We start from the raw sequence: 19015 nt of genomic DNA, 5'->3' as shown, positions 1-19015 counted from the left end.
CTGCTCAGCAGCGAGGGAGTATGCGATGCTGGACTTCCGCCGCCTCAGTGAGCAGCTCCTCGGGAATGTGATCGGGTGAAAGATACGCGCATAGCCGCAAGAGCTCAGCTGCCGCTGGATGGGCTTGTTCAACCTTCTCGAAGGAGAGATCCCAGGTGGTGGCCACCGAGTCGGGATAGTGCGTTGCCTGCCTGCCTCGGCGTGCCAGCAGCCTGGCACGATGCAGCTCATAGAGTTGGAGGTACTCCCCAAAGCTGCATCCGGTTTCTTCGATATAGGCTCCCATTTTCAAAGGATAGGCATCGGGCTTTCAACAGGCAATAACCAGTCAGAGTCTATGCCTGGCAAAGTTCAAAAGCTCGTGAATATGTGCCTGGTTGTAATTTCGCAGGCACATATTCACGATCGTTCGCCAGACCGCGCTGGATGAGGTGGTATGCTTGTCCATCATCTTCCCCGTACGTCTGGTTGTCGTGAGGAGTGGCCCTGAGCCTCACATCAGTTGTTGAAATAGTGCTCTTCGATGTCCGGGAGAAGTCGCGGATGCACAGGCCGCCATCCCAGGAGTTCCTGGGTCCGTGCAGAAGACCTCGGTCTGTCGGCCGCCGCCACGGTGCCGAGAAAAGAGCCGAAGTGAGCGTTTGCCTCTTCGCGGGAAATGCTGACCACCGGCAGATTCAGGTGGCGACCGATAACGCCGGCGATATCGCGGAATGGCACACTCTCATCGCCGACTCCGTCAAGCCGTGACCCCGCCGGGGCGCTTTCCAGTGCCAGGCGGTACAGGCGCGCCGCATCGAGGCGATGGACGGCCACCCAGCGGTTGGACCCGTCGCCGATATAGGCAGAGACGCCCTTCGCGCGAGCGATGGTGATCAGTCTCGGTATGAAGCCGTGCTTGTCGCCCTCGTCGTGCACAGACAGAGAGAGAGAGACGACCGATGATCGCACTCCCGCTAGTGCGAGCACCGCGTTATCCGATGCCTCCCCGTTGAGGTGAGCGGTGGTCACGAACGGCTTGTCTGTGCCTTCGAGCGCCGCTCCCATCGTCTCGACGGCGCGCAGATCGGTGGTGAGCGCGGCGGCGAAGTCCGAGGAGCCGTGCTGAAACGCCAGGTGAATGACGCCATCCACTGCCGCCGCAGCGGCGCGAAGGTTGTCGAGGTCGTCAAGGGTACCGCGATGCACCTCGGCCCCAACTTCCTTCAGTGCCTCGGCACCCTTGTCTGAGCGGGTAAGGCCGACAACCGTATGACCGGCACCGATGAGTTCGCGGACGACGGCGGAACCGATGAAGCCTGTTGCTCCTGTGACAAAAACACGCATAAGAAAATTCTCCTTCTTCTGGTACGATGAAGTGTGAATGTGATAAAATGAGGTTACCTCCGCCTATTAAACGGAGGGACCCTCATGTTTACCCTCTTATATTAACGGAGGGACCCTCACTTTGTCAAGGACTAATCTCCAAAGGCAGAAAGGAGCAGCATAAAATGAACAAATCAACACCAGCTAACCGCCCAATGCGAGCTGATGCCCAACGCAACTACGCCAGCCTGCTGAAAACGGCGCGGGCCGCAGTCTCGGAGCGCGGCGCTGACATCGTCCTCGAGGACATTGCCAAATCGGCTGGGGTCGCAATCGGAACGCTGTATCGTCACTTCCCCACGCGTCAGGATCTCCTGGAAGCCGTGTTCCTGGATGAGACCAATGAATTGAGGGCGCGCGCTGAAGAACTCGCAAGCGCTCCGGTTCCTTTCGACGCCTTGAAGAGCTGGCTTTGTCTCCAGATGGACTTCGCGGCTCGAGGGCGGAGCATGGGAGCAGCCATCATGGCTGCCAAGCATGTTGCGGGAACGAGAATCTACGATGCGAACAAAGCTATGCACGAGGCGGGAGAAGTCCTCTTGCGCCGCGCCCAGGCCGCAGAACAAATCCGAACGGATGTCCATATTCGCGACGTGATACGACTCGTCTACGGAATCGCCCTGGTGAATGAACATGCGTCTGATCCTGATGGGGCCAACCGCATGCTCGATCTCGTCATCGCCGGAATCAGAACAAAGCCGAGCCGGGACTGAAAAATGGGGTGTCATCTCTCGGCTCTCAGCGATCCTGCTTTCCGACGGCGTGCGCCAGTTGAGCATGCGCACCAGTTTCGCTGGAAACTCGAAAGGAAATTTTGGGGGAGGGCCAACCCTGGAACGTTCTCTCAACGGGCCTGGTCCCGTACCAGCGAAGCTGATACAGACCGCAAAGATGGTGGTAATGGGTGGTAAACGTCCAGCACATGTTGTAACCACAAGGTGTCCCCTGCACTGCCTTCATCCATTTTCCAAAATGGTGCGAAACTAATCGACTTGAGGCTACTTCTCTAGATTCTCCAGAGTCAATTCCATGTTTCGCGCTGATGCGTGTCAGTGATGTGTTTTGATGGTCTCATCTTCTCGCGAGGTGTCCTCTAGTGGAGCGTACATCCTGAAAAACATCGGGTTATCAGTGGCTGAGTGGTGTGAGCTGTATCTGTTTTGCAAGCCCATAGGCGGTTGGGAGATCACTGTCACTCTCGACAAAGACACGACCGATAACGAGCACCGACTTGTTCGGCGAAGCAATCTGTTTCATTCCTTGCGGCACGGTTCCTTTCCAGCCCGGCCCGCTCATGAGGTAATCGCCAGCCTCGGTGCCCGTAGTGCGTTTGCCGACGTAGGCAAAATTCGTGCCGTCCGACGGATCAGTGAACTGCACGCTGTAGTAACGGCCCGCCATGTCTGGCACGTGCAAAACTTGCGGCCCTTTGGAGAGGTCGAGACAGCCACCGACGTAGAGCACGTCGTTGGTCCCTGTTGCTAATAAGCTGGCGTTTGGCGCCGCGGGTGAAGAGAGCGTGGGCACCGCGTACAGCGTATTAATGGGAATTCGGTCTCCACCGAGCCCATGCTGAATTACCGCTCTTTTATAGGCACTATACGTAATAAGCGGCCAAAAATAAAGGAAAATGCACGTGCCGAATCCCCATACGAGTACTGCCACGACGATGAATATAATGAGCCGGCTCCCCCCATCGAGAAATATCTGTAGACGACCCAGGCGAGGACGGCCAGGATGGCGAACGTAATGGGATATTTGTATTTTAGAATCAACCTGTTCATCTCATTGCACTTTCATGACTGGCGGCACGTGGTACTCGCCGTCCAGGATCGCATGGCCGGGCAGATACGCGCGGAGCATCAGCTTGAAGTAGCCTGCCGGTGCCGGCAGCCAGTTGGACTCGTGCCCAGCGGGAGCCGTGCGCTGCAGATAAATGTCGATGGAGCCATCGGCGTTCGGCACGAGGCCGGAGCGAGATCCGACGCTGGAGCGATTGATGGGGTTGCTCACCATGTACCCGACCACATCGGTCATGGTCAGCGACCAGAAGGCATCGTTGGGTGGGAGTTGTCCTTCAGGAAAATGCAGGATGTACGCGCGTTGGCCGGAGAGCCGCTGCCCTGCGCTGTCGACAATCGTCGTCCAGTACGCAGCCTCTTGCACCACATTGACGGCGGGCAGCACTTTAGCGCAGGCGGCCCGCAGGAGGATGCCATTGCCGGGCTGACCGCATTTGAAGGTGGTGCTCCAACCGTTGACGGTCGTTGTCATGGTTTTCACCACTGCGTTCATAATGATCTGTGCCGTGAGAAACGCCAACACGGCGCCGAGGATAATTCCTTGTATGACGTGTGAGCCTGCGAGCATTGTGAGAATAGTTGTCATACCTCGAGTATACCTGTTTGCTTCGCAAATAGCGAGGCTTTTTCGCGTAACTTTTTTGTTGAGTGAAAACAAGGTCAAAAGTTGATGGAAAGTCAAGAGGAAAGGCGGGAGGAAAAGTTACGCGAGAAAATAAGTCTGTTTTGCTTGTCTTCATCGTAAAATACTATACATGTGTATAGAGTAGAGAATCCTGTGCCTGTGTTCCCAATGCCTCAGCGAGATCTTGTTGGCGCCAGTTGCGTCGAACACGTGCTTGTCGTAACGCATTGTTGTGCTTCATAGCAGAGAGATGCATTCATAATTATACTCCTTGTTATATTTCGTGAGAATAAGGTATAAATGGCTTTAATAATATATTTTAAGTATATTCTAAAGAACAGGTGAGATGCCCCCTTTGGTACGGAAACGCCCCCTGAACGATCCCTGACGACCTCCCGCAAGAGAAGGAAAATCGGGTAGTATCGGGGTAGGGAGGAAGAGGCATACTGATACCTTTATGAGAATCTACACTTTTCTCCAATATGCACCGCAAAACAACGCATATTAAACTCTATACTGTGCAATGAGGTATGCAAACGAAAATTTATATGCGTCAGAAAAACAAATTTAATTTATTCGGGCGACAAAGCAGGCGCTCCTTGCCCGAAAACTGCCTTTGACTTTTGGTACTACCATGGACGAAGTAAAAAAGGTCACGAGAGATGAATAAGGAAGAGGAGAATTTAAATGCATGAAATAAAAAAGCATATCTGATTGAATCGTCTGCAAAGTTCATTGTTTCTTTCTCTCGAGGCAAAAAGGAGATGCAGATGCAGGAAAATAAAACGAAGACTCTTCTAATTCAGGCGTTTATTTTGGGCGTGATTCTTTATATTATTTATAAGGCGATTGAAAATATTAATCCTGGTTCAATCGCTTTTACCCCTCTGATTGAGGTAACCATAGGAAATCTCTCTCTGCTGTATGCGATCCAGTTAGCAATAATCGGCTTGTTTGCCTTTACCGCTGGATTGATAGCACCTGTACAGCAAAAAAGATACGTGTCGATCCTATCTCCGTTTTTGGTAGTTATGTGTAAATTTTGGAAATCCGTGGGTGAAAATGTGGTAATTCCGTGGGCGATTGGGTATACTCAGGAGGGAAGTGAAGCACAGGTTTCCAACCCATAGGAGATGGCTTGGCGTGACAAAACTCCCAGTTCCACCCTTGACAGCTCTTTCTGAGGAGCAACGAGCACAGGCACAAGGTCGCTTTGCCATCATCCGCCCGGCACTGGAAGATGGAGTGACACAGGCTTTTATTGCCCGAACCCACGAGATCCCTCCTAGTACTATTCAGCGCTGGGTCAAGCTGTACCGTGAGGGAGGACTGGCTGGCCTAGCCGATCAAGCCGTGCGAAGAGACAAAGGGAAGTCGCGCCGCCTCCCCGTAGAGGCTATCACCCTCATCGAAGGTTTAGCCCTCCAAACTCCTCCCCGCTCCATCGCTTCCATCCACCGACAAATCTGTATCATTGCGAAGGAACGCGGTTGGCCTGAACCTGGCTATGATAAGGTACGCCAGGTGATCAAAAACCTCGATCCCGCACTGACGACCCTTGCCCATCAGGGAGCTGCTGCCTATCGAGAAGAGTTTGATCTCCTCTACCGACGAGAGGCGACCCATGCGAATGCCATGTGGCAGGCTGATCATACCCCGTTGGATGTGATGCTTCTCGATGAAGAAGGCAAACCGGCCAAGCCGTATCTCACGGCGATTGAAGATGATTACAGTCGTTTGATTGTGGGATATCGACTCAGTTTCCAGGCTGCGACCGCGATGACCACGGCTCTCACTCTCCGCCAGGCCATCTGGAGCAAAGACGATCCCCGTTGGTCTGCGTGTGGCATCCCCACCGTTTTCTACACCGATCATGGCTCTGACTTCACGAGCAAGCATCTGGAGCAGGTGGCGGGAGATATTGGTATGGAATTAGTGTTTTCCAAAATTGGCGTTCCACGTGGACGAGGCAAGGTGGAACGCTTCTTCCGCAGCGTCGATCAACTCTTTTTGCAAGACGTGCCTGGCTATTCCCCAAAAGGCTATCCTGAAGCTAAAGCGGTGTTCACCTTACCAGCCTTTGAACAACGCTTCCGCAAGTGGCTACTGGAGGACTTTCATCACCGAGTCCATAGCGAAACAGGGTTCATCCCCAAGGATCGATGGGAAGCTGGCGGGTATGTCCCTCGGATGCCCACATCCCTAGAGCAACTGGACCTGCTCCTGCTCACTGTGGCCAAAACACGCCGTGTCCAGCAAGACGGGATTCATTTCCAGAACCACCGCTACATGGATATCACCCTGGCAGCCTTTGTCAAAGAGGAGGTTCTGATCAGGTATGACCCTGCTGATATGGGAGAGATCCATGTGTTCTATCAGGATCGGTTTCTTTGCCGGGCGATTTGTGCCGAACTCAGCGATCGAAAAGTCACCTTGAAAGAGATTGAGCAGGTCCGCACGGCCCGCCGCAAGCAGATTCGAGCAGAACTGAACCCGCGAGAAGCCATGGTCAATCGGTATGTGGAGATGCATCATGCTCCACCGCCTGTACCCAAAACGGTCGTGACAGAGCCCGCGCCAGTCGAAGCGCGGACAAAACTCAAGAGGTACATCAATGACTGAGCAGGATGGGGGGACTCCTCAACACTTTGTCGCGACGAAAAACTCCCGTCGTTTTGGAGAGATGTGCGATGCCTGTCGGCAGGCTCGTGTCGTCGGCATCGGCTATGGTCCTCCAGGTACGGGCAAAACAGAGTCAGCCAAACAGTACGCACAATGGAACCTGTTTAAGCCGTATTTACCAGAATCCTTGATCGCCTTTACTGGACGGAGTGCGATGGACGGGATGTACCCCTACAGGCCATTTACTTTTGCCTTTGTGCCACTGGAAGGTGCCCTTCAGGAGTGTCGAACGGTGTTCTACACTCCGCCGGTCTCAGCCTCGGTGTCACGCATCGAAAAGGAGGTGCTGACCTTGTTCGCCGCCTTTTCGTATCTGGTTGAAGCCGCCAATCAGCGCCATCAAGGCACGGAAGACTTTCTCGTGACGCGCCGCTTCTCCCATCTGATAGAGTTGTTGATTGTTGATGAAGCCAACCGGCTTCGGGATGCTGGGCTTGAGCTCATCCGCGATCTGGCAGATCGGGGAGAGTTTGGTCTGGTGCTCCTCGGCATGCCTGGCCTGGAAAAACGTCTCATGCGCGCCCCGCAACTCTATTCACGAGTTGGTTTCGCACATGAGATGGAGCCGTTATCCGAGGAGGAAATGCACGATTTCTTGGGCAAGCGCTGGGGCCATCGGGTCAAGCCGCATTCTGACGATTTTACCGACAAAGAGGCGGTTGCTACGATTGTGCGGATAACCCGTGGGAACCTCCGTTTGATTGATCGCCTTATGCTCCAGGTAGAGCATGTGTTGCTGGCGAACAAACTCCAGGTGGTCACGAAAGAAGTAGTCGAGACAGCTCGCCAGAACCTCATCATTGGGCCGGATTGAACCAGAGCGTAATGATGAGCTGTCTCACAACCGTTCGTTTCTTGAGATAGCTACCCCTTGCCAGGCGGACCAATCATACCAAAGCAAGCGTGAAATAGACCTGAACCCCTGAGCAGGAAATAAAAGGAATAGAGATCTTGATGGAGCTTCCAACCCAAACTACCCTGGTACTTGCCGCCCAAGAGGGCGACCAGAAGGCGTTCGAGACCCTAGTGGGATTGTATCAACGTGAATTACTCGTCCATTGCTATCGCATGCTGGGATCACTTCAGGACGCCGAAGACCTGGTACAAGAGACTCTGCTGCGCGCATGGGAGAAACGCACAACTCTCACCAGTCCAGGATCGTATCGAGCTTGGTTGTATCGCATCGCCACCAATCTCTGTCTCAATACACTTACTCGTATCCCTCGCCGATCCTTGCCACCAAGCATGCAGCCACAGAGCGATCCCGAGAGCTCCTTGCCTAAACGAGTGCGGGAGCCAATCTGGCTGGAGCCATTTCCAGATGATCTGCTCCCCGATCAAACAACTGATCCTGAAGACTATGCGCTCAGCCGCGAACATATCTCCCTGGCTTTTCTGGTGGCACTTCAGGAAATAACGCCAGAGCAGCGAGCCATCCTGCTCTTACGCGAGGTGTTGGATTGGCCTGCTCGCGAAGTGGCCGAATGGCTCAATCTCTCTGTTGCCGCCGTCAATTCTGGTTTGCAGCGCGCCAAACGCGCGTTGCACCAGTGCCAGGCACTCCCAGCAACCTCGACCGCTCTGCTCGATGGCCAATTACAATCCTTGCTTGACCGTTACGTGACTCTCTGGGAGCAAGCGGACATTCCTGGATTCGTGGCGCTCCTACGCGAGGATGCCTGGTTCACCATGCCGCCGTTCCCCATCTGGTTCCAGGGACGTGCGGCCATCACCACAGTACTCTCGACGAGGATCTTCACTCCTGGAAGGCAAAGACACCTGCTTCCGACTCGCGCCAATGGCAGTCCAGCTTTTGGACTCTATCAGCGGGAGCCGGAGGCAGACACTTATCAGCTTCTTGGCCTGATGGTTCTGGGGCTCGAGGACGAGCAGATTGCAAGTCTTGTCGCATTCCTGGAGCCATCTCTCCTCTCGTTCTTTGCTCTGCCACCTACCCTTACTTGACGTTGGGAGGGGTTCCAGGAGTCCCCTTCCCTGTCTCCAGGTAGGACTTCAGGCTGTCCAGGAAGTAACGCCAATTTTCCCGAATCCGTTCGTAATCCTCATCGACCTGGAGAAACCCATCATGCGTGAAGACGACATTTGTCCCGCTTTGAACAGGCTCAAGCTGCCAGGTAACGCTGGTCCCGGCCCAATACGGGGGGACTTTCCTGCTCATCCAGCGCATGCGCCTTCCCGGCTCCAGTTCGACCACCTCAAATTGAAGAGTCCCAGCAGGCGGCCTGAAACGGAATTCCGCCAGCGTGCCCATCTCTGGTGTGAAGTGAGCTTCGTTTGACCACCAGCGGGTTATTTCCCCATCGTTCGTCAGGGCAGCCCAGACGCGCCCTGGTTCTACAGCAATAGTGCGCCCTTCTATCAGAGCTGACGTTGTCCCGTCTCGACTAAAAGCGAAGGCTCCAGGCGTCCCTTTCCCTGTCTCTAGGTACGACTTCAAGCTGCTCAGAAAGTATTCCCACCATGCGCGGGTGAATTCATATCGGCCATCAGCCAGGGAAAACTTGTCATGGTTGAAAACAATCTTGGTTCCGTTGCCAGCAGGCTCAAGGCTCCAGGTGACGCTGGTCCCCGCCCAATGCCCAGTCGAAGGACCTTTCCTGCTGATCCAATACACATGCTTGTTCTGCTCCAGTTCGGCCACCTCAAACTGAATGATAAACGTTTTCTGACTGAAGCGAAATTCTGCCAGTGTGCCCACCTCTGGTGTGACATGTAGATCGTCGGTCCACCAGCAAGCGATTTCGTCGGGTTGTGTCAGGGCGGCCCAAACGCGTTGCGGACTAGCCTCTACAGTGAATTTTTTGACAATAGCTACCATTGTTGTTCCTTTCTCCTTCTAGATCGCTCTGTGACTCTCTACTCTCGTAGATTACCTGCAAGCCGTTGATGAGTTATATACAACCTCACATCTCCTCATGGCTGCGGTTCATAGGTGAGCTTTACAACACCTTTCAAGAAGCTCTTAACCGCAACAAGCCGAAAGTGGGCACTCTCATCTTGCCGGAAAAGGAGCCTCCCTTGACCGAGAACAAGTGGATGGATCGAAAGATCAAGCACATCGAGCAAGCGGTGTTTGAGTAATGTCTGTCCAAGAAGGCCATGTCCGTAGATGAGCAGATCCCCGCCCTCTTGCTGCTTGAGCCTCGTCACTTCCTCTACTACATCGCCTCGAATAATGGTCGAGTTGTTCCATTCGGCTCGCTCCAACATCGATGAGAAGACATACTTTGGCATGGTATTGATCCTCTCAGCCCACATATGATTCCTTCCGGGCCATATTCTGGCAAAGTTCTCGTAAGTTGTCCGGCCCATCAACATTGCATCGCAGGCTAATAATTGGCCCAATCCATCCCGCAGATATGCCTCGTCACGATACGAAAAAAAGCCCGAAGTGTCTGTTCCTGCGAAGACCCCGTCTATTGAGATGAGGGTATATTCGATAACATTCCGCATAAGATAGTGTCCTTTCTCGTTTCAGGAGAAACGCTCACATGAACCATCATCCACTAATGGTTCACCTTCACCAATAGGACACCAATATGGTCTAAAACTCATCGCACACAGAAGACAGCGTCGGCTGTTATGTGAGGCTGATGAATGAGTTGCAAAAACGGTGGTTAAATATATCTCGAAAACATCTGTTTCCTGCGACATATGGCTCTGCTTTTCTAGGAATGTGTCGCATCAGCTCCGCACGTACAAAACGTCCCCTTGACGAATCTCAAAATTCATCTCATAATCAAAATCTCAAAACATCAGGCCGTTGACGGAAACCTGAGACATATGGAGGAGCTTATGAAAATCGGCTATGTGCGCGTCTCCAAACAGGAGCAAAACGAGGCGCTCCAGATTGATGCGCTGAAAGCAGCAGGATGTGAGAAATGGTTTGTGGACAAGATGACCGGGTCGAAGGCGGAGCGCAAAGGTCTCGACGAGGCGCTGGCCTATGTGCGCCCTGGAGACACGTTTGTTGTCTGGAAGCTGGATCGAGCAGGGCGTTCTTTGACCCATCTGATCGAGTTGCTCAAGGGCCTCCAGGGGAGAAACATCGAGTTTGTAAGCATTACTGAGCAAATCGACACCACTACTCCAGGAGGCAAGCTCATCTTTCCCCTCATGGGGGCGTTAGCGGAATTTGAGCGTGATCTCATTCGCGAGCGGGCAAAGGCAGGACTCGCCGCCGCCAGAGCGAGAGGACGTGTTGGCGGACGGCCCCGAAAGCTCAAGACCAATGGCAAAGTAGCACTAGCTCGCCAGATGTTCGCCGATCAGAGTCATTCTATCCCAGAAATTTGCGCAGCATTGGGCATCTCTCGTGCTACGCTGTACCGCTATGTCAAAGAGGTTGAATCACCCACTTAATTACCGAATTTTCGCCCACAGAATCCCAAAATTTACAAGTTATGGGTGTTTTCTTTGTGGATGAAATGCTAAACTTTATTGCGAATGTATCCTATGACTCTGTGATTTACCACGACACATCGACAGAAATAGGAGACTTTATGGTAATAGCGGGAAATCTCTTTTTAAAATACTTGATTATTGCGCTTGTACTTGGAGCGTTGGGAATAGTGGTCAGGTGGCTTAGTGGCAGGCGACCGACCTGACCACTACAGGCAGTAGAGGAAATCCCAAGCCCAAAGGCCACGACAGGAGGTATGTGAAAAGCGTATCAAGGTGTAGAAGTACATAAGAGATTGAGCAAACTATAAAGGCCACGTCGCGGTGAATGGCATACGGGAGATACTCTGCGCATTTATTTAGGAATCGATCATAGCAATGAGGAGCTCCACGAAAAACTTCGGGCCTGACTCTATGAACTTGCGCTTGCGCTTCTCAGGCAAGGATACGCCTGGGAAAGATACGAAGCAGTGTTGGACTGAGGGCGAGATCAAGGCCTAACCGCCCCGGGCTAAGCCTGGCCACGGAAAAAGAACAGCAGAGAGAGCAGCACCACTCCTATTTGGACGATGAGTATAAACCGCAGCCGTGTGATGAAGGGGCGTTTGATCGTCTTATGTCTGAAGTATGCCCGTGCAGCATAGGCGGCAGGGGTCCCACCAGCAAACGCAAGGAACAATAAGACGTTCTCTGGAACTCTGCGTCCTCCCATTTTAGCTGAATGCTTATCCAGGCCATAGACGACAAAAGTCAGGATGTTTAATACAAGCAAGTACCCAAGAAAGAAATACACGTATGCCCTCGTCTCTGTTTGTAACAGACAAACACAGTTGTACTTGTCTACCAGGTAGTATATAACATCCTGCGCGTTTATGCGCGAAGCCCACATTTGGTCCAGGGCTGTTTCATGTTTCTCTTTGGTGCCTGACCAGACGCCAATTCTGCGAACAAAGCCCATAGGTGCCTTAGCGAGAAAATTGGCATGAAAAATGTTATCACTCTTCGTTGGTAAGCCCGTACCGCCCTTGTTCTCACATCACCTGGCCGACCTGTTCGCTCCGCTGGTGGATGACCCTTTGGTATCAGACCGGGTATCTGTTCTAAAACTTTACTTTGGGTCATGTATGGTAAATCTGGCTCCTGTTCAGGGGAACGCTGATGATAATGAGAAGCAACGCTTCAGCAACGGCGCATATTTTACACTCTTCTCATGATCAATTATATAAGCGTGCGGATACACGAACGCGCTGCTCTGCACGAGAAGCAGGGAGGATAAGCATGAGTGAGGAGAGGTCAGAACGTCTGTCGCGCTCCCATTTGTTCACCGTACGTGTTTGGGAAGAGGAAATAGGCTTGAATCAGCACGCTTGCAAGCGGCAGGTGTGCCTGTGACGCTGATTCTGATTCAGCATGACGGTCACGGTCTGGACCAGCCCACCACTAGACAGGCTGTGCAGCCCGATCCCACGACACTCGTTCACATGATCACAGCTTTCTTTGCCCGCACGCTTGCTCCACACGAAAAACAGCCTCCATCCCTTTCTCCCCACAAAGTCGAGAATGCGCTCTTTGGGAGCTAATTTCTTACGCACATGCATCATGTTTCCGCGCGACCCATTGTAGGCACAAACTTGGTGAAGGATGAGTTTATCTGACGGTTGCTCCCCTTTCGTCTTTATATGGTAAAGAAGAGCAAAATAGCTGCTCTTCCTGAACTTTCACTAAGAGTGGACCGGTTCCGCAGAATCACGCGGATTGACGAAAGGAGTGGTTATGTACCAGCGACGACGTCCTTGAGTTGGTCGAGGGACTCTCGGATAAGTCGCGACAGATCTTGCTCATCAGGTCCGCTGACCCAGCGGTTATACGCTGTTTTGAACGCGATGACTCCGACTTCTGCGGCAAGGCTCGCGGCAGGGTCAGTCACGCCGCGTCTTCGCAACGCCTCGGTCATAGCCGAGGTGAGTAATGCACCCTTCAGCAGTTCGCGTTCCTGGAGCCCTGGGTTTGCGGTAATCACCGCCTGACGCTGCCGGACGAGTTTATGACGCTCCTGGAACACAGGTACGACTGCCTGCAGGGCTGCGGCGACTGCATCGAGCGGCGTGGTGGAAGCAGGCGCAGCTTCGATGGCACTCACGTAAATATTGCGCAGCATGTCCTGGCCCCCGAACAGCACCTCGCGCTTATCGGCGAAGTAGCGGAAGAATGTCCGCTCGGTGAGGCCAGCCCGTTCAGCGATCTCCGTCACCATCGTCTGCTCAAACCCGCGTTCCTGGTACAGGTCCAGAGCGGCCTGCTCCAGTCGGCCTCTGGCATTGGGTTCCCATCGGCTCATACTTTCAACACCCCCTTCATGACAGCTATTGACATCACTTCCATTATACTGTAACATAGTCATGTCAGCAACTGACATTGTTGTTTCGCCTTACCTAGAGGGATCTGTGGCGTAGCGGAACAGAAAAGGGGAGAAGGCCGATTCTCGCGTGAGAGAGATCTGGAGAAGCTGCAATATATGCGAGAGCAAAGCACCGATGGAACGCACATCAGTGATCCCACTCTTTTTTGTGCTTTTTGTTCACCTGCGACGACGGAGCTAGTCCAGTGCTTCAACCCTTTTGCTGTTCCATGGTATCACAGACCCCATCCTCAATGAAGGAGTACCTTATGAGTCGAGCGATTATGTATACATCATTTGGCGAACCCGACGTTTTAGAGCTGCAAGACATTCCAGAACCACATGCTGGTGCAGATGAAGTACGAGTACGAGTGGCTGCCGCCGGCTTGAACCCGATGGATTGGATGGTAGCTTCAATGCCCGATGTGGCTGCAATGTTTAACATTACGCTGCCATCAGGATTCGGTACTGATTTCGCAGGTATCATTGATGAGGTTGGCCTAAATGTCAAAGATTTTCATATTGGAGACCGTGTATTTGGCGGAGCGCTTGGTCGCGCCGTCGCTGACTATATTGTATTGAAAGTTCCATCAATAGAACCATTGCACCATACTCCCAGTGGCATTACAGATGTAATCGCAAGCGCTCTTCCGATTGCTGGTCTTACCGCCGACGCGGCACTGAGCGTTATTGGTGTAACGTCAGGTGATACCGTGCTCATAGGCGGTGCTGCGGGTGGCGTCGGCACATTCGCCGTACAGCTCGCAAAGCTGACTGGCGCAACCGTTATCGGTACTGGGTCAGAGGATTCATTCGACTACCTGCATAAGCTTGGTGCTATTCCAGTAACCTACGGAAAAGGATTGGCAGACCGAGTTCGTAAGCTCGCCCCAAATGGCGTCGACGCGGCTACAGTGCTCGTGGGGACAGAGACAATCGCCGTAGTCCTTGCGCTTGGTATTTCGCCTGCTCGAATTTCTGCGATCGCTGCAGGACCGAATCCGCCGGGTGGTGTACACCCAACAGGCGGGGCACAAGCTAGTCCTGGTGCACTCGATAGAATTACCAATGCCATAAGCAGTGGTAAATTCATCGTCCCCATCGCCGCAACTTTTCCAATAGAACGTACCCGCGAGGCTGTAACGCTTCAGCGCGGGGGGCATGTTCACGGCAAAGTTGTCATTTTAAATGAGATCCATTGACAAGCTTCCGGCAGGAACCTCACGATTTGTGTGGAATTGGGCGCTCGCTGAATGGAAGCGGCAATATGAAGCTGGTGAGAAGCCAACCGCATTGGCGTTAAAGAAATAATTTAATGCCATCCGGCGGCAACAGTTTCCCTGGACCTGGGACGTCACCAAAAACGCCTCTGATCAGCCCTTTCTTGATCTGGGAAAGGCCTTTGTCAACTGCCAGCCCCGACCGCTTACGACGGATGGGGGCTGGTGGTTGGCAGAGACGGATCACCTTCTTCACTGCGCAGTTGTACCGGTTGGAGGGGCGAGGGTTGTGCGCGCCGTTTGATCAAGAGGACCAGAACGGCGGCCATGCCTGCCAGCAGTCCACAGAGCGGCCAGAAGAGGGTGGGGTTCCAGGAATAGAGGATGGTGCCGAGCAGCGGAGCCAGAATCAGGCCAATACTCCAGGTCATTCCCGAGGCGCCTTGATAGCGTCCACGCAGGTGCGCGGGCGAGAGGTCCGCCACATAGGCGGCTGCGATAGGCCCCTGCACCATCTCTCCAAGCGTCCAGAGTATGACTGTGAACGCGAGGAGGGGAACAGTAGACGCAACTCCGGTCAGGCCGAAGCCCAGCGCAATCAGCAGAAAACCGACCGCGATCATCCGTTGCTTGGAGAAGCGCTGCGTGATGGAGCTAATCGGCAATTCAAGGAACACCACGGCAAGACCATTGAGGGAGATGAGCAGGCCATAGACTGCACTCGATAGGCCCAGTGCCTTGACCTGGATGGCAAGTGTCGAAAGTTGCTGCAGATAGACAAAGGCGAGAACAGTACCGGCCAGCAAAAAGAGCAGGAAGCCGTAGTCCGACCATATCGATCCGCCGGGTGCATGGTCTTTGTGCTGCTGGATCGTGTACTTTGAGGTGTGCGCAGGGAGCGCGAAGAGGGCCAGCAGGCCAAAGACGACCGATGTGGAGGCATCGCCCACGAAGAGCAGGAAGAACGACCGACTGGCAATGACGCCCGCGACGGCCGCGCCCGCGGTTACCCCCAGGTTGATGGACAGCCGATAGAACGCAAAAGCGCTTACCCGCTGCTGCGTCCCCACCAGGTCGGCGATCAGCGCGCTTGATGCTGGCCGATACAGCTCTGTCGTCAGGCCCGCCAGAGCAACCAGCGCCACAATTAGAGGCAGGGGCGTCACCTGCGAAAGCGCCAGCATCGTTGCTGCCGAAGAGAACATCGAAAGCACAATCGTGTTGCGTCGTCCCAGTCGATCGGCCAGATAGCCTCCTAGCGCGGCGGCCCCGATACTGCCAATACCATAGGCGCTAGCCGCCGCCCCGGTCTGAACGACTGTGTAGCCCCTGGCCAGCATATAAAATACCAGGAACTCAATCGCAAAGCCGCCAAAGCGATTGACGAAGGTACCGGCAAAGACGACCCAGAGCGACCGAGGAAAATGGAATGCTTTTAGCATTTGAGTAGAAGCCCTTATCTAAATAGTGTGCATAGAATTTAATCACGTAATATTGACGTTGCTCGCAGATAAAATTGTCAGAAATACCATAAATGCGTCACCTCCGACTCATAAATGCGCCAGTGTAATGTTGCTTTCTCCATGATATTCTCCTAACTGTTCTCGTTCAGCCCTCAAATGGACTTTCTCTCCAGACTATATTATGAAAATAGGACGGTTCGCGTCCGGTTCTGCCCAAAACGCGGGGTCAATCAACAAATAGCTCATGGGTACATACGGGCATTGGCGGGGCGCATCCAGTCCTCGTTGAGCCATGCGACCCGCCATGCGACGACAGAGGTGGCATTGCGTCGCAGCCAACTCATACCGCGCCGTTTCATACGCCGATTGATGCCCACGGCCCTCCTGCTGCCAGCGTTGCAAGAGCTCTTGTGCTGGCTCGATCGGTCCTTTCCACCGCCAGCTACGCAGTTGCTCGGGTTGGTCTGTGACCCACTTCGTGTCCTCCTCGCGTTGCAGCCCAACGGCTCGCACTGCTGTTGTAGAGAAAAGCTAGTCCGATCATACCCTTGCCTTTTGATGAGTTTGAGCTTATTCACATGCCCTTCAACCATCCCATTATTGATTGACCAGGTGAGACCAGCCCTCACCGCATCTTTGTCTTTTTCGATTCCCGAAGCAAATGATTGGAGTTCTGAAATGCCGCTTTTTGTTACCGTTTCTAGCCACTCGTCTAAACGTTCTCCTTCTCGTTTCTGGACCATATCCAGAAAGTCTTGAACAAGGCGATACGCTTGTTTCAGCGTGGCACTGACCTGACAAAAGGCGGCGAGATCTTCTTGTTCGACTTCGTCCAAAGATTTCGGATCGTGTACAAACAACCAAACGGCAGTCGTGGCAGAAAACTGCTTGAGCCGATGGAGGTTGGTAGAAATCGTTACCTCGGTCTGCTGGAGAACTTCAAGATAGCGGTAGAGAGTCCGTTCTGAGCCAGTATACCCCTGTTCTCTGAGATCACGCAGAAGTGCCACGCCTCGACGCTCTCCTTCTTGCCATTGTTTGAGCATGTAAGATGCAAACGCGTCAAAGCAACTCTGCCTCTTCCGGCGTTTTCTTGCCTCGGGGAAACTTCCATTGGCGAGCCATCGTTGGACCGTCCGATCCGAGAGATCAAGGAGCCTGGCAATCTCCTTTGGCTTCATCCCTTGCTCATGCAACGATACTCCTTGCTGATAGCGTGCATGACGCCCAGCTCGTCGAGCGAGCTGCGCTTTCTCCACATACGCAGGTTCGAGAGGCCGCCATTCTCGGGTGGGAAGCATGTGTTTCTCCTGATCAAAAGGAGACGTTTCTGCCATTCTGCTTGCTTCCATGATTTCTGCTTGACAACGGGCTAGGAGGAGTTGTGTGGCTTCGGTCAAATTTTTGACGATGTGAAAACGATCCGCACACTGCGTTGCTTGCAGCAAGCTTACAGGACACTCGTCTCACACATAAAGGCTATTTTCTCCTGCCCCACTTGATGAACCGTCAATGTGTAATTTCACGCTGCGTAAATTCGGCGGCATGCAGCTTTACAAAGTCGTGCACATTCGTTGGTCTCTCGCCAGTGAGCTTGAAAAAATCGTCCGTCATGCGGTCGTAACGTCCCTGTTCGTGCAGTTCTGCCATTACCCCAAGATGGTTGACGAGATATGGAGGCAACCCTGCCTCACGAAGTTGATCGGTCCATGTGGCGAGGGGTACATTGCGATAGCGAATCGTCCGACCGAGTGCCCTGGAGAAGAGGTACGTTACACCGTATGCGTTTTTCCTACCGGGAATTGCCGAATGGTCCAGCCAAGAAAATCAAATCCCACCTGTCCTTATCACAAGAAAAGCATGCCGTGCAACGCATCATTTTTCAAGCCTCCTTTTCTCTTTCACCGTTTAGTGTTGCTGTACCAGACGGGCCTATAGACCGAATATTATGGCAAACTGAAAAATAGGCGTTTCTGCCTACAGTGGCGTGCTCAAAGGTTGAGCCCTTTGATGTACTGAGGGCGCAGGATATCCACAATGGAGGAACCAACCGAGCGCATCCTGTGCGGTAATGCAGGGCAACGCATCAATGATCGCCTCCTGTAGGGCCTCGCGTGTCCGAGCTCCAACTCGTCGCAAGATGGTGTTCAACTTGGAAAAAGCACCTTCAATCGGCGAGAAATCGGGGGAATAGGCCGGCAGGAAGAGGAGTTGACAGCCTTTGGCTTCGATGGCCTCTTTCACGCGAGGACCCAGGTGGATCGAGAGATTGTCCAGGATCACGATTTGTCCAGGATGCAGGCTGGGAGCCAGGATTTGTTCGACATACGTCTCAAAGACAACCAGGGAAATCTCTACGACGAGGTGAAAGCCACCTTTGCTCTGGCCGAAAAAGACGGTTTTGCGAATCCGCCGTGGGAGTCAGATCGACAGGTAGAGAAAGGACACGGGCGGCTAGAAATTCACGAGTATTGGACACAGAGTGATCCTGACATCTTGGTGTATCTGGATCCCGAACAGAAGTGGAAAGGCTTGCAGGCAATTGGGGTCGTTCGGGCTGAGCGGCGCATGGAGCAAAAGATCACGAAAGAAACGCGCTACTTTTTGCTCAGTTTCTCGTCCGTTAAAAACTTTGCCACCGCAGTCCGAAGCCACTGGGGAATTGAGAACAGTCTGCATTGGGTCTTGGATATTGCTTTCCGTGAAGAGGAATCGCGCATGCGTCTTGGTCATGCTAACGAAAATTTGGCGGTGTTACGCCATATCAACTTCAACCTCTTGCGCCAGGAAACCTCGTCACGGGTTGGCGTCCATGCCAAGCGTCTCAAAGCAGGCTGGCATACCTCCTATCTCTTGCGCGTTCTTGATGGGGTTAATTAGAGGCGATTGCTCTGGGACAAAATGCACATTTGACGGCAGACTGATGCCTGGGTTATAATCACTAACGGGCTGTTCCGATTGCGAGAAAATACAGCCCAATAGAACAAGAAAGAGGTACCTCGTCATGAATATAGGCGTGAGATATGCCGGGTTACGCT

At 53.2% G+C, this 19015-nt stretch carries 22 protein-coding genes and 1 pseudogene; 10 read left to right on the top strand and 13 right to left on the bottom strand.

What is annotated here, in order from left to right; genetic code table 11:
- Positions 1-4 precede the first annotated feature (4 nt).
- Together EL645_RS27435 and EL645_RS27430 are read right to left on the bottom strand one after the other, a co-directional pair.
- A complete protein-coding gene (locus EL645_RS27435; protein ID WP_126554577.1) occupies positions 5-286 on the bottom strand; it encodes a DUF7779 domain-containing protein in 282 nt (93 codons plus the stop codon).
- Positions 287-498: 212 nt separating this feature from the next.
- Positions 499-1326 carry an SDR family oxidoreductase gene (locus tag EL645_RS27430; protein WP_126554576.1) on the bottom strand — a complete coding sequence of 276 codons (828 nt, stop codon included), beginning with the start codon at positions 1324-1326 and terminating at the stop codon, positions 499-501.
- Positions 1327-1490: 164 nt separating this feature from the next.
- On the opposite strand from EL645_RS27430, the gene EL645_RS27425 reads away from it, so the two are divergent.
- Positions 1491-2078 (top strand): TetR/AcrR family transcriptional regulator, encoded by a 588-nt coding sequence (locus tag EL645_RS27425; protein ID WP_126554574.1) that lies wholly within the window; start codon positions 1491-1493, stop codon positions 2076-2078.
- Between the two features lie 415 nt (positions 2079-2493).
- On the opposite strand, the gene EL645_RS27415 is transcribed toward EL645_RS27425, so the two are convergent.
- From EL645_RS27415 to EL645_RS27405, 3 genes are all read right to left on the bottom strand, one after another.
- The gene (locus tag EL645_RS27415; protein WP_281276424.1) at positions 2494-3030 is read right to left on the bottom strand and encodes a DUF1254 domain-containing protein; all 537 of its coding nucleotides are present in this window, start codon (positions 3028-3030) and stop codon (positions 2494-2496) included.
- A gap of 120 nt (positions 3031-3150) precedes the next feature.
- Positions 3151-3753, bottom strand: a complete 603-nt coding sequence (locus tag EL645_RS27410; RefSeq protein ID WP_126554569.1) for a DUF1214 domain-containing protein — start codon at positions 3751-3753, stop codon at positions 3151-3153.
- A gap of 163 nt (positions 3754-3916) precedes the next feature.
- Positions 3917-4048, bottom strand: a complete 132-nt coding sequence (locus EL645_RS27405; protein WP_126554567.1) for a helix-turn-helix domain-containing protein — start codon at positions 4046-4048, stop codon at positions 3917-3919.
- Between the two features lie 514 nt (positions 4049-4562).
- On the opposite strand from EL645_RS27405, the gene EL645_RS27400 reads away from it, so the two are divergent.
- The 4 genes from EL645_RS27400 (at position 4563) to EL645_RS27385 (ending at position 8439) form a co-directional block, all read left to right on the top strand.
- On the top strand, positions 4563-4922 hold the full coding sequence (locus EL645_RS27400; protein ID WP_126554565.1) for a hypothetical protein: 360 nt from the start codon (positions 4563-4565) through the stop codon (positions 4920-4922).
- A gap of 13 nt (positions 4923-4935) precedes the next feature.
- A complete protein-coding gene (locus EL645_RS27395) occupies positions 4936-6414 on the top strand; it encodes a TnsB C-terminal domain-containing protein (RefSeq protein ID WP_126554563.1) in 1479 nt (492 codons plus the stop codon).
- Complete coding sequence (locus EL645_RS27390; RefSeq protein WP_126554562.1) at positions 6407-7288, top strand: AAA family ATPase; 882 nt, start codon at positions 6407-6409, stop codon at positions 7286-7288. The genes EL645_RS27395 and EL645_RS27390 overlap by 8 nt, the downstream gene beginning before the upstream one ends.
- Positions 7289-7428: 140 nt before the next feature.
- Positions 7429-8439 (top strand): RNA polymerase subunit sigma-70, encoded by a 1011-nt coding sequence (locus tag EL645_RS27385; protein WP_126554560.1) that lies wholly within the window; start codon positions 7429-7431, stop codon positions 8437-8439.
- Here the strand turns inward: EL645_RS27385 and EL645_RS27380 are convergent.
- Together EL645_RS27380 and EL645_RS27375 are read right to left on the bottom strand one after the other, a co-directional pair.
- Positions 8432-9313, bottom strand: coding sequence for an SRPBCC family protein (locus EL645_RS27380; protein ID WP_126554558.1), 882 nt, complete (start codon positions 9311-9313; stop codon positions 8432-8434). The two genes, EL645_RS27385 and EL645_RS27380, sit on opposite strands and share 8 nt — an antisense overlap.
- A gap of 95 nt (positions 9314-9408) precedes the next feature.
- Positions 9409-9948 carry a dihydrofolate reductase family protein gene (locus EL645_RS27375; RefSeq protein WP_126554556.1) on the bottom strand — a complete coding sequence of 180 codons (540 nt, stop codon included), beginning with the start codon at positions 9946-9948 and terminating at the stop codon, positions 9409-9411.
- A 342-nt stretch (positions 9949-10290) separates the two neighbouring features.
- Here EL645_RS27375 and EL645_RS27370 point away from each other — a divergent pair, with 342 nt between their 5' ends.
- Positions 10291-10857 carry a recombinase family protein gene (locus EL645_RS27370; RefSeq protein ID WP_126554554.1) on the top strand — a complete coding sequence of 189 codons (567 nt, stop codon included), beginning with the start codon at positions 10291-10293 and terminating at the stop codon, positions 10855-10857.
- A gap of 550 nt (positions 10858-11407) precedes the next feature.
- Here EL645_RS27370 and EL645_RS45840 read toward each other — a convergent pair.
- Complete coding sequence (locus tag EL645_RS45840) at positions 11408-11785, bottom strand: DUF1294 domain-containing protein (RefSeq protein ID WP_126557703.1); 378 nt, start codon at positions 11783-11785, stop codon at positions 11408-11410.
- 499 nt (positions 11786-12284) lie between these two features.
- Here EL645_RS45840 and EL645_RS27360 point away from each other — a divergent pair, with 499 nt between their 5' ends.
- Complete coding sequence (locus EL645_RS27360; RefSeq protein ID WP_126554552.1) at positions 12285-12476, top strand: hypothetical protein; 192 nt, start codon at positions 12285-12287, stop codon at positions 12474-12476.
- A gap of 191 nt (positions 12477-12667) precedes the next feature.
- Here the strand turns inward: EL645_RS27360 and EL645_RS27355 are convergent, their stop codons facing one another.
- Positions 12668-13234: a TetR family transcriptional regulator gene (locus EL645_RS27355; RefSeq protein ID WP_126557702.1), complete on the bottom strand. Its 567-nt coding sequence runs from the start codon at positions 13232-13234 to the stop codon at positions 12668-12670.
- 329 nt (positions 13235-13563) lie between these two features.
- Here EL645_RS27355 and EL645_RS27350 point away from each other — a divergent pair, with 329 nt between their 5' ends.
- Both EL645_RS27350 and EL645_RS27345 read left to right on the top strand, forming a co-directional pair.
- Positions 13564-14496 carry an NADP-dependent oxidoreductase gene (locus EL645_RS27350; protein WP_126554550.1) on the top strand — a complete coding sequence of 311 codons (933 nt, stop codon included), beginning with the start codon at positions 13564-13566 and terminating at the stop codon, positions 14494-14496.
- Between the two features lie 10 nt (positions 14497-14506).
- A pseudogene (locus EL645_RS27345) lies at positions 14507-14698 on the top strand (helix-turn-helix domain-containing protein); the annotation flags it as partial.
- Between the two features lie 22 nt (positions 14699-14720).
- Here EL645_RS27345 and EL645_RS27340 read toward each other — a convergent pair.
- From EL645_RS27340 to EL645_RS45835, 4 genes are all read right to left on the bottom strand, one after another.
- A complete protein-coding gene (locus tag EL645_RS27340; protein ID WP_126554548.1) occupies positions 14721-15956 on the bottom strand; it encodes an MDR family MFS transporter in 1236 nt (411 codons plus the stop codon).
- Positions 15957-16219: 263 nt separating this feature from the next.
- Positions 16220-17314: a transposase gene (locus tag EL645_RS27335; protein ID WP_161977748.1), complete on the bottom strand. Its 1095-nt coding sequence runs from the start codon at positions 17312-17314 to the stop codon at positions 16220-16222.
- Between the two features lie 172 nt (positions 17315-17486).
- Positions 17487-17660, bottom strand: a complete 174-nt coding sequence (locus tag EL645_RS27330; protein ID WP_174845323.1) for a hypothetical protein — start codon at positions 17658-17660, stop codon at positions 17487-17489.
- Between the two features lie 294 nt (positions 17661-17954).
- Entirely contained in the window at positions 17955-18260 is a 306-nt protein-coding gene (locus EL645_RS45835) for a transposase (RefSeq protein ID WP_371865771.1), read from the bottom strand.
- 33 nt (positions 18261-18293) lie between these two features.
- Between EL645_RS45835 and EL645_RS27320 the strand changes: the two genes are divergently transcribed.
- A complete protein-coding gene (locus tag EL645_RS27320; protein WP_161977747.1) occupies positions 18294-18857 on the top strand; it encodes an ISAs1 family transposase in 564 nt (187 codons plus the stop codon).
- Positions 18858-19015: the final 158 nt, after the last annotated feature.

Origin of the sequence: Dictyobacter kobayashii (assembly GCF_003967555.1) — a bacterium.
GTDB lineage: Bacteria > Chloroflexota > Ktedonobacteria > Ktedonobacterales > Ktedonobacteraceae > Dictyobacter > Dictyobacter kobayashii.
This window is presented reverse-complemented; position numbering and strand designations above follow the sequence as displayed.